This is a genomic window from Mycobacterium attenuatum, assembly GCF_900566085.1.
In the GTDB taxonomy this organism is placed as follows: Bacteria; Actinomycetota; Actinomycetes; order Mycobacteriales; family Mycobacteriaceae; genus Mycobacterium; species Mycobacterium attenuatum.
This window is the reverse complement of record NZ_UPHT01000086.1, coordinates 45,727-58,150: the sequence shown is the minus strand read 5'-3', so window position 1 is coordinate 58,150 and position 12,424 is coordinate 45,727. Positions and strand designations below refer to the sequence as shown.

Genomic DNA, 12,424 nt, shown 5'->3' with positions numbered 1-12,424 from the left:
CGGTGCCCGCACCTTCTACGACCAGCGCCGCGCCGTCGGGGACAGGCACCACCAAGCGCTGCGCGCCCTGGGCAACCGCCTCGTCGGCATCTTGCATGGCTGCCTACGCCACCACACCCGCTACGACCAACACAAAGCCTGGGCACACCGGCGCCGCGGCGGCTCGACACGTTAAGACCGGGGGATGTCTAGCGGCAATTTCGGGATACGGCCCCGGCGGAACCGGCTCAGCAATAGCGTGTCGCCGCCAAGCGACGGGGCCGGGCGTTAATCGCCGGTGCGGACGAGCGTTTCATCAAACTCGACATCCATTGCGCAGGAGCCGGACTGTTGATGATGACCGTGACCGCTAAGCCGGGTGATCGGATCCTGCGCCGGTTGCGGCAGCGGATACTTCCCGCTGGTTTTCAGATAGAGGCCGATGCAGCCCGGGAAATTCGCCTCCTGTTCGAGGTCCAACGTCCAGCTGTCGTCTTTGAATACCAGCGGTGTGTCGCTGGTTGGTGAGTAGAAGTAGCTCATGCATTGATCGCCGCTGCGCAGGCAGCTGGTGGTGACGTCTTCGTCTGCCTGCTGTTGCGGGAGGGTGCTGCTGAAGTCTCGCGTGATGTGGTAGCGGCCGTGCAGCGCTTCGGCGGGAGATGGCACTCGCGCCGGCAGCGCGGCCGGGTCGGGAAGGCTGTCGACGTCGACGTCGCCGGTGCGGGTGAACGTCACGGTTCGCTTCTCAGCGCAGGAATTGCTTGCAGCACCGCGATATTCGCCGGTGAAGGTGCCGCCGGGACCGGGCTGCAGCGTGAACACTTCCCACATTCGTGAGGCCGAATCTCGGCACTTTACTGATCCGATCGCAACGGCCACCCAGCGGCCGTCGATTTCGTCGAACACCATGGTCGACGCGAGCTTGATCTCGCCGTTGAGGCGGGATGCGGTGGCGACGCAACCGGCGGACCCGCATACCGAGCGCGCGGCATAGGTGGCCGTCGTCTGCTTCGCGCCGTCGGCGGGGGCCTCGGCGAGTTTGGTGGCCGGACCGAACTGGACCTTGTATACACCGGTGAAGGGCCCGGTGTTGGGCGCTGGAGGTGTCGCTTTGCCCGGCGCAGCGGCGCTGGGGGGCACACCGGTACTTTCTCGGTGCCCAGTGCGCTGGACGGCCACGAAAACGCCACCGGCGATCAGCATTGCTACGCCCGCCAGGGCACCGATCAGGACGTCGCGGCGCCGCGGTGCCCGCTGCCCGCCTGGTTTAGCGGTCGAAGCCGGATCCGGCACAGTTGCACCGATCGCAGGTTGGGTGTCCGGGAAATCCACAGGGGCGTCAGAAAAGTCCGCACTCAGCTGCCGGCCCAGGTGCGCAGCGAATTCTGCACAGCTGTCGAATCGGTCGGCGGGCTTTTTGGCCATGGCCCTGGCGAAAACTGAATCGAGGCCGGCCAACCCCGGGCGCAAGCCAGCGATTGACGGCGGTGGCGCGCTGATGTGTTTGGTGATCACCACCGCAGCGTTGGAGTTCCCGTACGGCTGGGCGCCGGTGAGCAGGTGAAACGCCGTGCAGGCCAAGGCATATTGGTCGGTACGGCCGTCGATGGCATCGCCGGTCAACTGCTCGGGTGCCGCGTAGGCCGCGGTGCCGACGGTCATGTCCGTCGCGGTCAGACGAGTCGCGTCGTCGATCTTGCGCGCGATGCCGAAGTCGGCCAGAAATACCCGCTGTGGCTGCTCGTCGGGTTCGGTCAGCAAGATGTTGGCCGGTTTGACGTCACGGTGCAGCAGCCCACGATGATGCGCATAGTCCAGGGCCGAGGCGACCGCGGTGATAATCGGCACCGCCTCGGCGAGTGGCATTCCGTCGGGATAGTCCTCGCGCAGCAACCGGCCCAAATCGGTCCCGGCGACGAAATCCATTGAAATCCAAAAATGGCCTTCATGTTCGCCGCGATCATGGATGCCCACGATGTGCGGATGAGACAAACCGGCCGCCAGGTCGGCCTCACGCAAAAACCGCGCCCGATATTCGGCATCGGCAGTCAATTCCACCGGCAATACCTTGAGCGCATCCTCGCGTGGCAACCGCGGATGCCTTGCCAGATATACCTGGCCCATCCCGCCCGCGCCCAGCAGCCGAAGGATCGTGTATCCGGCGAACACCTGACCAACCTCGAGCGGCATGGCCACATGGTAAATCGTGTCCGCTACGCGGAACCGACAATCCGCGTTCGTCAATCCCCCGCGCGAGTGAATGTTTCATCGAAATCCGCGTCGACGGCGCAGGAGCCGCTCTGCTGCTGGTGACCGTGCCCGGTCAGCAGCCTGATGGGATCCTGTAATGGTTGCGGCAGCGGATACTGTGCGGTGATTTTCACGTGGGAGAGGTCATCGGAGGCGGCACACCTGACGTCATCGTCGATGTCCAAGGTCCACTTGTCGCCGCTGAACACCAGCGGTAGGCCACCTACAGTCCCATGGAAATAACTGATGCACCGATCGCCGGTGCGTAGACAGTAGGTTTGGACGCCGAGGTATGACTGACGTTGCGGCGTAACGTCTTTGAAGGTGCGCGTGACGTGGTAGCTGCCATGCAGGGCCTCGGCCGGCGACGGCACCCGCGGCCGTTGGCCGGCGGGGTCGGGCACAGCGGCGACGTCGTCTCCGGTGCGGGTGAACGTCACCGTGCGTTTGTCGGCACACACGTTGCGGGCAGTAGCGGTGTATTCCCCGACGAGAGTGCCGTCGGCGTGCCGTTGCAGCGTGAACACCTGCCAGAATTCGGCGGTGGCGCCTCGGCACTCACCCGAGGCGAGGGCCACCGCCACCCAGCGTCCACCAATTTCGTCGAACACCAGTGTCGGTGCCGTCACGGACGCACCGCCCAGGCGCGTCGCCGTCGCCACGCACGTAGCGGAGCGGCACACCGAGCGGAGCCCGTACGTCGCGCTTAATGCGGTCGTCACGGTGGGGTCCGGGGCGTCGTCGGGCCCCGCGATCGCGCCGAAGTCGGTCCGGTAGATGCCGTTGAGGGGACCCGCGATGGCGGCAGGAGCTCGATCCCGGACGAGCGTGATGACTCCAAGGACGCCGGCCGCGATCAGCACGGCGACGCTCACCAGCGCGGCCATCAGAACGCCCGGTCGCCGCCCGACCCGCGCCAGGATCGGCGTTCTCGATGCGACAGCGTGAACACCCGGACTGTCCGTGGCGGTCCCGTCGAGGTGCTTGTCGATCTGATCGGCGAACTCTACGCAGCTGTTGAACCGGTCGCACGGCTGCTTGGCCAACGCGGCGGTGAACACCGGATCCAGCCCGGCCAACTCCGGGTGGTACGTACCGATGGACGGCGGCGCCGCGCTGACGTGTTGACCGATCACCACCGCGAGGTTGGGACCACCGTACGGCGGCACCCCGGCCAGCAAGTGAAATGCAGTGCAGGCCAACGCATATTGATCAGCACGGCCGTCGAGGGGTTCGCCCATCAGCTGTTCGGGCGCCGCATAGGCCACAGTGCCCACCGCCATGTTGGTGCGAGTCAAGCCGGCCGCGTCGTCGATGCGTCGCGCGATACCAAAGTCGGCCAGAAAGACCCGCCGTGGCTGCCCGTCGGGTTCGGTCAACAAGATGTTGGCCGGCTTGACATCTCGATGCAACAACCCGCGATGATGCGCGTAATCCAGAGCCGAGGCGACCGCGGTGATGATCGGCAGTGCCGCCTCGACGGGCATCCCGCCCGAAAACTGCTCACGCAACAGCCGGCCCGCGTCGGTGCCCGCCACATATTCCATGGAAATCCAGAGGTGGCCCTCGTATTCACCGCGGTCGTGAATCGCCACGGTGTGCGGGTGAGACAAACCGGCCGCCAAGTCGGCCTCCCGCATGAACCTAGCCCGATACTCCGGGTCGTTCGTCAGATCCGCGGGCAGCACCTTGAGCGCATCCTCGCGCGGCAACCGCGGATGTTTTGCCAGATACACCTGGCCCATTCCGCCCGCGCCGAGCACGCGAAGAATGGTGTATCCCGCGAACACCTCGCCGGCCTTAAGCGACATGGCCAAATGGTAGATAAGTCAACGAGGTTGAACCGTCGATGGGTGTCGGTCGCAGGTGATGACGACCACGTTGCTCACCGGCATTCGCGCAACAGCCCGGCGTATGGCGCTATTCGCCAGTGCGAGTGAATGTTTCGTCGAAATCCACATTGGCGGCGCAAGACCCGGTCTGTTCCTGGTTACCGTGCCCGGTCAGGGTGGTAATGGGATCTTGTGGTGGTTGGGGCAGCGGATACTGCCCGGTTTTTTTCAAGTGCATCGCGGTGTTTCGGCCCGGGCACACCGTGTCGGACTCGGTGTCCAGTGTCCAGTTGCCGTCACCGAATACCAGCGGTTCCACCGCACCCGACGGTGCGTGGAAAAAGCTCATGCACCGGTCGCCGGTACGCAGACAGCGGGTTGTGACCGCATAGTCCGTCTGTTGCGTGATACCGCGGCCCCGGAAGGTCCGTTGTTCGTGGTAGCTGCCGCGCAGCGCCTCGGCCGGGGACACCGCCCGCGGCGGCAAGGTGGCCGGGTCGGGCAGACTGTTGAGGTCGACGTCCCCGGTGCGGGTGAACGTCACGGTGTGCTTGCCCACGCAATCATTGCTGGTCATGGCGGTGAATTCGCCGGTGAAGCCGCCCCCGGGGCCCGGCTGCAGCGTGAACACCTCCCAGATCTCGGCGGGAGCTCCTTGGCACTTGTCCGAGCCGATGGCTACGCCCAGCCACTGCCCGTCGATCTGGTCGAACACCATTGCGGGCGCGAACGTGGTTTCGCCGCCCAGATGCGACGCGGTTGCCACACACCCCGCCGGCCCGCACACCGAACGGACCGCGTAGCTGTCGCTAGACGGCGGGCCACTGGGGCCCGGACCATCGGCGAACGTCGTCCCCTTACCGAAGTCGGCCCGGTAGAGGCCGGTGAACGGACCCGTGTTGGGTGCCGCGGACGGGGTACCGGTCGTCCCAGGGGACGCAGTGCCGGCCGGCTTGTCAGACCGGGTGAGTTTGACCGCCGCGAAAACACCTCCGGCGATCAGCAACAGGATGCTCACCAGGGCGCCCACCAAGAGACCCCGGCGTTGGCTCAATCGCTTGCGGTTGGTTGACGCGCGCGGATAGGCGGGCACGGTGCGGTCGATCGCGGGCTGGGTGTCTTGAGTGTCGGGTCGTAGCGGAATCTCATCGGCGTAGGCGAAATCCGGGCTCAGTTGCCGGCTCAGTTGGACGGCGAACTCCGCACAGCTGCCAAACCGGTCGGCAGGATTTTTGGCCATCGCTTTGGCGAATACCCAATCCAGCGCGGCCAATTCGGGGTGGTAGGCACTGATTGCAGGCGATGACGCGCTGATGTGTTGGCTGATCACCACCGCCGGGTTGGCGTCGCCATACGGTGGCACGCCTGCCAGTAGGTTGAACGCGGTGCAGGCCAACGCATATTGATCGGCGCGCCCGTCGACCGGATCGCCTTTCAGTTGCTCGGGCGCAATGTAGGCCACGGTGCCCACCGTGACGTCGGTCGCGGTCAGGCCCGTCGCGTCGTCGACGCGCCGGGCAAGGCCGAAATCAGCAAGAAAAACCCGGCTCGCCTGTCCCCCATCGGGTTCGGTCAGCAAGATGTTTGCCGGTTTGACATCGCGGTGAAATAGCCCACGATGGTGGGCATAGTCGAGCGCCGAGCCGACCGCAGTGATGATCGGTGCCGCCGCATCGAGCGGCATTCCGCCCGGGTACTGCTGGCGCAGCAGTTGAGCAACATCGGTGCCCGCTACATATTCCATTGAGATCCACAGGCGGCCCTCGCATTCGCCGCGGTCATGAATCCTGACGATATTCGGATGATGCAAACTGGCGGCCAGGTCAGCCTCGCGCTCAAATCGTGCGCGGTACTCGGGATCGCCGGTCAATTCTGCCGGCAGTATTTTCACCGCTTCCTCGCGCGGTAACCGCGGATGCGCCGCCACATACACTTGGCCCATTCCGCCCGTACCCAGCGCCCGCAGGATCGTGTATCCGGCGAAGACCTGACCCACCTCTACCGACATGGCCAAATCGTAGATGTCGTGATTACGCCGCACACCCGTTTCGGAATTGCCGAAATCGCTCGCATTCGCCAAGTCCGGTCACGGTTGTTCAGGACTTTCCGGCGGTTTGTCCAGTCAGCCGTCGAGTGCCCAGACCGAGCACGACCAGTCCCGCCACCGCCACCAGAAGAAGCGACAACGCCACCGCGGCGTCCGGATCGTTCACCCGCTGCAGATAAATCTCCAGTGGCAGGGTGCGGGTGACCCCCTCGCGGGAGCCGGCAAATGTCAACGTGGCCCCGAACTCCCCCAGCGACCGGGCGAACGCCAGCACCGCTCCCGACACCATGCCCGGCAGCAGCAGCGGCAGCGTCACCCGCCACCAGATCGTGCTTGGTCGAGCCCCCAGTGTGGCCGCCACGACCTCGTAGTCGGCTCCCGCCGTGCGCGCCGCCCCTTCCAGCGATATCACCAGGAACGGCAGCGAGACGAAGGTCTGCGCCAGCACCACGGCCGTCGTGGTGAACGCGATGCTGATGCCGGCGGCCTCCAGGTAGTGCCCGATCAGCCCCAGCCGGCCGAACGCGTAGAGCAGCGCGATGCCCCCTACCACCGGCGGCAGCACGAGCGGCAGCAGGATCAGCGGTCGCAGCAGCCGCACCAGCCGTGCCCGGCTGCGGGCCAACACCAGTGCCATCGGCACCCCCAGCAGAAGGCACAGCACGGTGCTCGCCGCTGCCGTTTTGAGGCTGAGTACCAGGGCGGTCCGGGACGTGGTGCTCGTGATCAGTGACCAGAAGTGCGACCAATCGACCTTGATCGCAATGGCAATCAGCGGCAATGCCACGAACCCGGTTCCCGCGGCGGCGGGGACGTAGACCCAGCGGGGCAGATCGGCAGGCCGGCGCACAACAGCTCGTCAGGGCTTGGCAAACCCCGACCGATCCAGGATCTGCCGTCCTGGCTCGGTCGTCACCAATGTCACGAACTTCCGCGCCAGCTCAGGCTGAGGCGTCCTCCTCAGCACCGCGATGGGATAGACATTCACCGCGCCACCAGCCTCAGGAAACGTCACGGTCGTCACTTTGTTCCCGGCGTTCATGGCGTCGGTGACATAGACCAACCCGGCATCGGCCTGTCGGGTCGCGACCTTGTTGACCACATCGGTCACGCTGAGTTCTTCGCTAACCGGCCGCAGCTGGATCCCGGTGCTGTTCTCGATGCGATGGGTGGCCGACCCGCAGGGCACCGGTTGTTGGCAGATCACCACGCTGAGCCCGGACCGGGCCAGGTCGGCGAATGATCCGACCCGCTGTGGATTTCCCGGCGCCGTGATGATGACCAGCGTGTTCGACGCAAAGTTGGCGGGATCTGCGGCCACTAACCCGGCCTTGGCTACGGTGTTCATCTGAGCGGTGTCCGCCGAGGCGAACACGTCGGCCGTCGCGCCCTGGGTCAGCTGAGTTGCCAGCTCGGAGGAGCCCGCGAAATCGAAGTCGACTCGAACGCCGGGATTGTCTTTCATGAACTGCTCGCCGATTTGGGTGAATGCGGGCTTCAGCGACGCGGCCGCGAACACCACGATCGATCGGGTACCCGACGGCGCTGCGGCCGAACCGCATGCCGGCACAGTTGCGACCAGCCCGCAGACCAGCAGCCTCGATATCAAGTCGACCAGCGTCGCGAACCGGCGCATTAGACAAACCTAGCAGCCGGAACCCGTCGGCCACGGTCCCCCAGAAGCCCCCCCGAGCAGTTCTCAACAGTTATGCAATTCCTCCGCGCGTCGTGGTGCCGCAGAGTTTCGCCGCATAGCTACTGTCCAGTAACATATACCGGGATTGACGCCATAACACGCCGAGATCCCAGGCAAGCTCCTACGGCGGTGAACTTCCAGGGTCTGGGTTCAATGGTGAACACGAGGAGGTCATGGCAGTGGAGGTGCTGGTCACCGGCGGCGACACAGATCTGGGACGTACGGTTGCCGAGGGTTTTCGCGACGACGGTCACAAGGTGACGCTGGTCGGTGCCCGACGCGGCGACTTGGAGGTTGTCGCCAAGGAACTCGACGTTGACGCCATTGCCTGCGATACCACCAACCCGGCGAGTCTCAGCGAAGTCCGCAGTTTGTTCCCTCATCACCTGGACACCATCGTCAACGTTCCGGCGCCGACCTGGGATGCCGGTGACCCACGCACCTATTCGCTGTCCGATACCGCCAGCGCGTGGCGCAACGCCCTCGATGCGACCGTGATCTCGGCGGTGCTGACCGTGCAATGTGTGGGTGATCATTTGCGCTCCGGTGGTTCCATCATCGGGATCGTGGCGGAAAACCCGCCGGCCGGCAGTGTCGACGCAGCGGTCAAGGCCGCTCTGTCCAACTGGGTCGCGGGGCAGGCAGAGGTTTACGGCACCCGAGGCATCACGGTCAACGCGGTTGCCTGCGGCCGTGGCATCCAGCCGGGCTACGAGGGTCTATCCCGCAGCCCCGCTCCGGTCGCGGCCGAAATCGCTCGCCTGGCGCTGTTTTTGACCACCCCTGCAGCACGCCACATCACCGGCCAGACGCTGCACGTGAGCCACGGCGCGCTGGCTCACTTCGCCTGAGGTTGTCGGGTAACGCAGGCCGATCGCTACGGTAGATGCCGTGGCTATCAGGCTCGGCTTCCAGATCCCTAGCTTTTCCTACGGTACCGGCGTCGAAAAGCTGTTCCCGTCGGTCATCGCCCAGGCGCGCGAGGCCGAAGCCGCCGGCTACGACTCCCTGTTCCTGATGGACCACTTCTATCAGCTGCCCATGCTCGGCACGCCCGACCAGCCAATGCTGGAGGCATACACGGCCCTGGGCGCGCTGGCCACCGCCACCGAGCGGCTGCAACTGGGCACGCTGGTGACCGGCAACACCTACCGCAACCCGGCCTTGCTCGGCAAGATCATCACGACGCTGGACGTGATCAGTGCCGGCCGGGGGATTCTCGGCCTCGGCGCCGGCTGGTTTGAACTCGAGCACCGCCAGCTCGGATTCGAGTTCGGCACCTTCACCGACCGATTTGAGCGGCTCGAAGAGTCGTTGCAGATTCTCGATCCGATGATCAAGGGTGAGCGCCCGACCCTCTCGGGAAAGTGGTATACGACCGAATCGGCCGTGGCCGAGCCGCGTTACCGTGACCGCATCCCGATCCTGATCGGCGGTGGCGGGGAAAAGAAGACGTTCGCGATCGCCGCGCGCTATGCCGACCATCTCAACATCGTCGCGGCGCTTGACGAATTGCCCCGCAAGATGGATGCGGTCGCGGCTCGCTGCGAGGAAGCCGGCCGAGACCCCGACACGCTGGAGACCAGCCTGATGTTGACCGTGGTGATCGACGAGAAGGCCAAGCCGGATCAGCTGCCCGCGGAGACCGGCCGACGCATGGTGATCGGCAGCCCGGCGCAGATCGCCGATCAGGTCCAGGCCAAGGTGCTCGACACCGGCGTCGACGGGGTCATCATCAATCTGTCCGCCCACGGTTTCAGCCCCGGTTTGATCACCACAGCTGCCGAAGCGCTGCGCCCGCTGGTCGGTCTATAGCCGGTGTGGTTGATTACACACGTACGCGCTTGGGTATTTAGGGGTCGGCTTGACTACCGTAGTAGCTAACTGCGGTTTGCCGGTCAAGGAGACCCCTCAGGAGTAGCGGAACATGAGCACCCAGCCCGATCCCACAGCTGAAGCACGTCATCGGCATCGGGTCGTGATCATCGGATCCGGGTTCGGCGGCCTCAATGCGGCAAAGAAGCTCAAGCGCGCCGACGTCGACATCAAGCTGATCGCCCGCACCACTCACCACCTCTTCCAACCACTGCTCTATCAAGTCGCGACGGGCATCGTGTCCGAAGGCGACATCGCCCCGCCGACTCGGGTCGTGCTGCGCCGGCAGCGTAACGTCCAGGTGCTGCTGGGCGACGTCACACACATCGATCTGGCCGGGCAATTCGTCGTATCCGACTTGCTCGGCCACACCTACGAAACCCCGTACGACAGCCTGATCGTCGCCGCCGGGGCCGGCCAGTCCTACTTCGGTAACGACCATTTCGCCGAATTCGCACCGGGCATGAAATCCATCGATGATGCGCTCGAGGTGCGAGGACGGATTTTGAGCGCCTTCGAACAGGCCGAACGGTCCCGCGATCCGGAACGACGGGCCAAGCTGCTGACGTTCACCGTGATCGGCGCCGGCCCCACCGGTGTCGAAATGGCCGGGCAGATAGCTGAATTGGCCAGCCACACGTTGAAGGGCTCGTTCCGCCACATCGATTCGACCAGGGCGCGGGTGATCCTGCTCGACGCCGCCCCCGCGGTGTTGCCGCCATTCGGCGAAAAGCTCGGTCAGCGAGCAGCGGCCCGGCTGGAAAAGATGGGCGTGGAGATCCAGCTGGGTGCCATGGTCACCGACGTCGACCGCAACGGCATCACCGTCAAAGACTCCGACGGCACCATCCGGCGCATCGAGTCGCAGTGCAAGGTGTGGTCCGCCGGGGTTTCGGCTAGTGCGCTGGGCCACGATCTCGCCGAGCAGTCGGCGGTCGAACTCGACCGCGCCGGCCGGGTCAAGGTGCTACCGGACCTGACGATCCCCGGGCACCCGAACGTGTTCGTCATCGGCGACATGGCAGCGGTCGAGGGTGTTCCCGGGGTGGCGCAGGGCGCCATCCAGGGTGCCAAGTACGCCGCCGGCACGATCAAAGCCGAGCTCGCCGGGGCCGATCCGACTCAGCGTGAACCCTTCCAGTACTTCGACAAGGGGTCCATGGCCACGGTGTCGCGGTTTTCCGCGGTGGCCAAGGTCGGCCCGGTGGAGTTCAGCGGCCTCATCGCCTGGTTCGCCTGGTTGGTCTTGCACTTGGTCTACCTGGTCGGCTTCAAGACCAAGGTCAGCACGCTGCTGTCTTGGACCGTGACCTTCCTGAGCACTCGGCGAGGTCAGCTGACCATCACCGAGCAACAGGCCTTCGCGCGCACCCGGCTTGAGCAGTTGGCCGTTCTGGCGGCTGAGGCGCACCGCCCGGCGGCTCGGCGGGCAAGCTGACCGGTAACCGGTCACCTTGCCAAGTACTTAACGTGCCACCGCCGGCCAACGTCAGGACCGTCGACCCGCTGGGCATGCCGTCACTGAATAATGTTGCGGGATAACACAGCTCGTTGATCGCGGCCCGAGGCGCCGCGATCGGGTCATCAGCCAGCGATCCAGCGCCCAGTTCCACCCGGTGTCGCAGCATCGGAAGGCCGTTCCGGTCGGCGCGCAGCGAGCCCGTCCAAAACCCTTCGTCTTCGCCGTATCGTCCGATCTGGATCCGCTCACGGAAGCGGACTTCGGCGCCGTCGCACATTTGCAGAGCAACGGTCGACAGGTGCCGAGCCGCGGCGGCGACGACCGTTGGCTCCAGATCCACATCCAGGGCGCCGGCCACCTCGATGTCCCAATGAGCTTGTGATGTCGGTGTTTCGGCGCCGGGCAACGCAACCGTGCCGGCCGCACTGCGCAGCCGCAGCCGCGCATCCTTTTCGACGATCACCCGGATCTCGACGATGTCGCCCCCGAGTGGATTTGCGGCCGCCGACACCAGATAGACGGTGTCGGACGCGGTGCAACGAGCCGTGATTCCACCACGGGATCGAATGCGCGGCAACCGGTTCGGGGCTGCGACCAACAGGACCTCAGAGTGCATCAGCCGCTGCCAGTTGCCCGCGAACCCAGGCCAGCACCGCGGTCGCGGCCGGGTCCTGGGTCAACGATTGCAGCACCGTCGGCCGCCCGTCGCGCACCGCGTCGGCATCGCGGGACATGACTTGCAGGTCGGCGCCCACGAGCGGGGCCAGGTCAGTCTTATTGACTACCAACAGATCCGAGTAGGTCACACCCGGCCCGCCCTTGCGCGGCACCTTGTCGCCGCCGGCCACGTCGACAACGAAAATCTGCACATCCACCAGTCCCGAAGAAAAGGTGGCGGTGAGGTTGTCACCCCCGGATTCGACCAGGATCAGGTCGAGCGGGTCGTGAGCGGCAATCAAGTCGTCGATTGCATCCAGATTCGCGGTGATGTCGTCGCGAATCGCGGTGTGCGGGCAGCCTCCGGTTTGCACGGCCGCAATCCGGTCGTCCGGCAGCACCGCGTGCCTGCGCAAGAAGTCGGCGTCCTCAGTGGTGTAGATGTCATTGGTTAGCACGGCCAGGGACAACTCGTCGCGTAACTGCCGGCACAGCGCCGCGACGAGTGCGGTCTTGCCGGAGCCGACCGGGCCACCGATGCCGATGCGTAATGGCTCCCCCGGTCGACGAACCCGCCGTGGCCGGTGGCTGTGGACGTGTGAGTGGGAATGTGTTGGCACAGT

The 12,424-nt window shown here is 65.3% G+C and carries 10 protein-coding genes and 1 pseudogene; 4 read left to right on the top strand and 7 right to left on the bottom strand.

Features of this window, described 5'->3' with window-relative positions:
- Window positions 1-175: pseudogene (locus tag EET13_RS14505) on the top strand (IS110 family transposase); the annotation flags it as partial.
- Window positions 176-267: 92 nt separating this feature from the next.
- On the opposite strand, the gene EET13_RS32315 reads toward EET13_RS14505, so the two are convergent.
- The 5 genes from EET13_RS32315 to modA form a co-directional block, all read right to left on the bottom strand.
- A complete protein-coding gene (locus EET13_RS32315; RefSeq protein WP_122442946.1) occupies window positions 268-2,172 on the bottom strand; it encodes a serine/threonine-protein kinase in 1,905 nt (634 codons plus the stop codon).
- Between the two features lie 50 nt (window positions 2,173-2,222).
- Entirely contained in the window at window positions 2,223-4,043 is a 1,821-nt protein-coding gene (locus EET13_RS32310; RefSeq protein WP_122442945.1) for a serine/threonine protein kinase, read from the bottom strand.
- Between the two features lie 109 nt (window positions 4,044-4,152).
- A complete protein-coding gene (locus EET13_RS14490) occupies window positions 4,153-6,072 on the bottom strand; it encodes a serine/threonine-protein kinase (protein ID WP_122442954.1) in 1,920 nt (639 codons plus the stop codon).
- A gap of 88 nt (window positions 6,073-6,160) precedes the next feature.
- Window positions 6,161-6,961, bottom strand: coding sequence for an ABC transporter permease (locus EET13_RS14485; RefSeq protein WP_122442944.1), 801 nt, complete (start codon window positions 6,959-6,961; stop codon window positions 6,161-6,163).
- A 9-nt stretch (window positions 6,962-6,970) separates the two neighbouring features.
- Entirely contained in the window at window positions 6,971-7,747 is a 777-nt protein-coding gene (modA, locus tag EET13_RS14480; RefSeq protein ID WP_122442943.1) for a molybdate ABC transporter substrate-binding protein, read from the bottom strand.
- Between the two features lie 233 nt (window positions 7,748-7,980).
- On the opposite strand from modA, the gene EET13_RS14475 reads away from it, so the two are divergent.
- The 3 genes from EET13_RS14475 (at window position 7,981) to EET13_RS14465 (ending at window position 11,120) form a co-directional block, all read left to right on the top strand.
- A complete protein-coding gene (locus tag EET13_RS14475) occupies window positions 7,981-8,658 on the top strand; it encodes an SDR family oxidoreductase (protein ID WP_122442942.1) in 678 nt (225 codons plus the stop codon).
- Between the two features lie 40 nt (window positions 8,659-8,698).
- The gene (locus EET13_RS14470; RefSeq protein WP_122442941.1) at window positions 8,699-9,622 is read left to right on the top strand and encodes an LLM class F420-dependent oxidoreductase; all 924 of its coding nucleotides are present in this window, start codon (window positions 8,699-8,701) and stop codon (window positions 9,620-9,622) included.
- 112 nt (window positions 9,623-9,734) lie between these two features.
- Window positions 9,735-11,120: an NAD(P)/FAD-dependent oxidoreductase gene (locus EET13_RS14465; protein ID WP_122442940.1), complete on the top strand. Its 1,386-nt coding sequence runs from the start codon at window positions 9,735-9,737 to the stop codon at window positions 11,118-11,120.
- Here the strand turns inward: EET13_RS14465 and EET13_RS14460 are convergent.
- The gene (locus tag EET13_RS14460; protein ID WP_122442939.1) at window positions 11,026-11,760 is read right to left on the bottom strand and encodes an urease accessory protein UreD; all 735 of its coding nucleotides are present in this window, start codon (window positions 11,758-11,760) and stop codon (window positions 11,026-11,028) included. The two genes, EET13_RS14465 and EET13_RS14460, sit on opposite strands and share 95 nt — an antisense overlap.
- Window positions 11,750-12,421 carry an urease accessory protein UreG gene (gene ureG / locus EET13_RS14455; protein WP_122442938.1) on the bottom strand — a complete coding sequence of 224 codons (672 nt, stop codon included), beginning with the start codon at window positions 12,419-12,421 and terminating at the stop codon, window positions 11,750-11,752. Before ureG ends, EET13_RS14460 begins: the two co-directional genes overlap by 11 nt.
- Window positions 12,422-12,424: the final 3 nt, after the last annotated feature.

Coding starts and splice junctions, on each gene's coding strand:
- EET13_RS32315 (WP_122442946.1), bottom strand. CDS start 2,172: ATGCCGCTCGAGGTTGGTCAGGTGTTCGCCGGATACACGATCCTTCGG.
- EET13_RS32310 (WP_122442945.1), bottom strand. CDS start 4,043: ATGTCGCTTAAGGCCGGCGAGGTGTTCGCGGGATACACCATTCTTCGC.
- EET13_RS14490 (WP_122442954.1), bottom strand. CDS start 6,072: ATGTCGGTAGAGGTGGGTCAGGTCTTCGCCGGATACACGATCCTGCGG.
- modA (WP_122442943.1), bottom strand. CDS start 7,747: ATGCGCCGGTTCGCGACGCTGGTCGACTTGATATCGAGGCTGCTGGTC.
- EET13_RS14475 (WP_122442942.1), top strand. CDS start 7,981: ATGGCAGTGGAGGTGCTGGTCACCGGCGGCGACACAGATCTGGGACGT.
- EET13_RS14465 (WP_122442940.1), top strand. CDS start 9,735: ATGAGCACCCAGCCCGATCCCACAGCTGAAGCACGTCATCGGCATCGG.
- EET13_RS14460 (WP_122442939.1), bottom strand. CDS start 11,760: ATGCACTCTGAGGTCCTGTTGGTCGCAGCCCCGAACCGGTTGCCGCGC.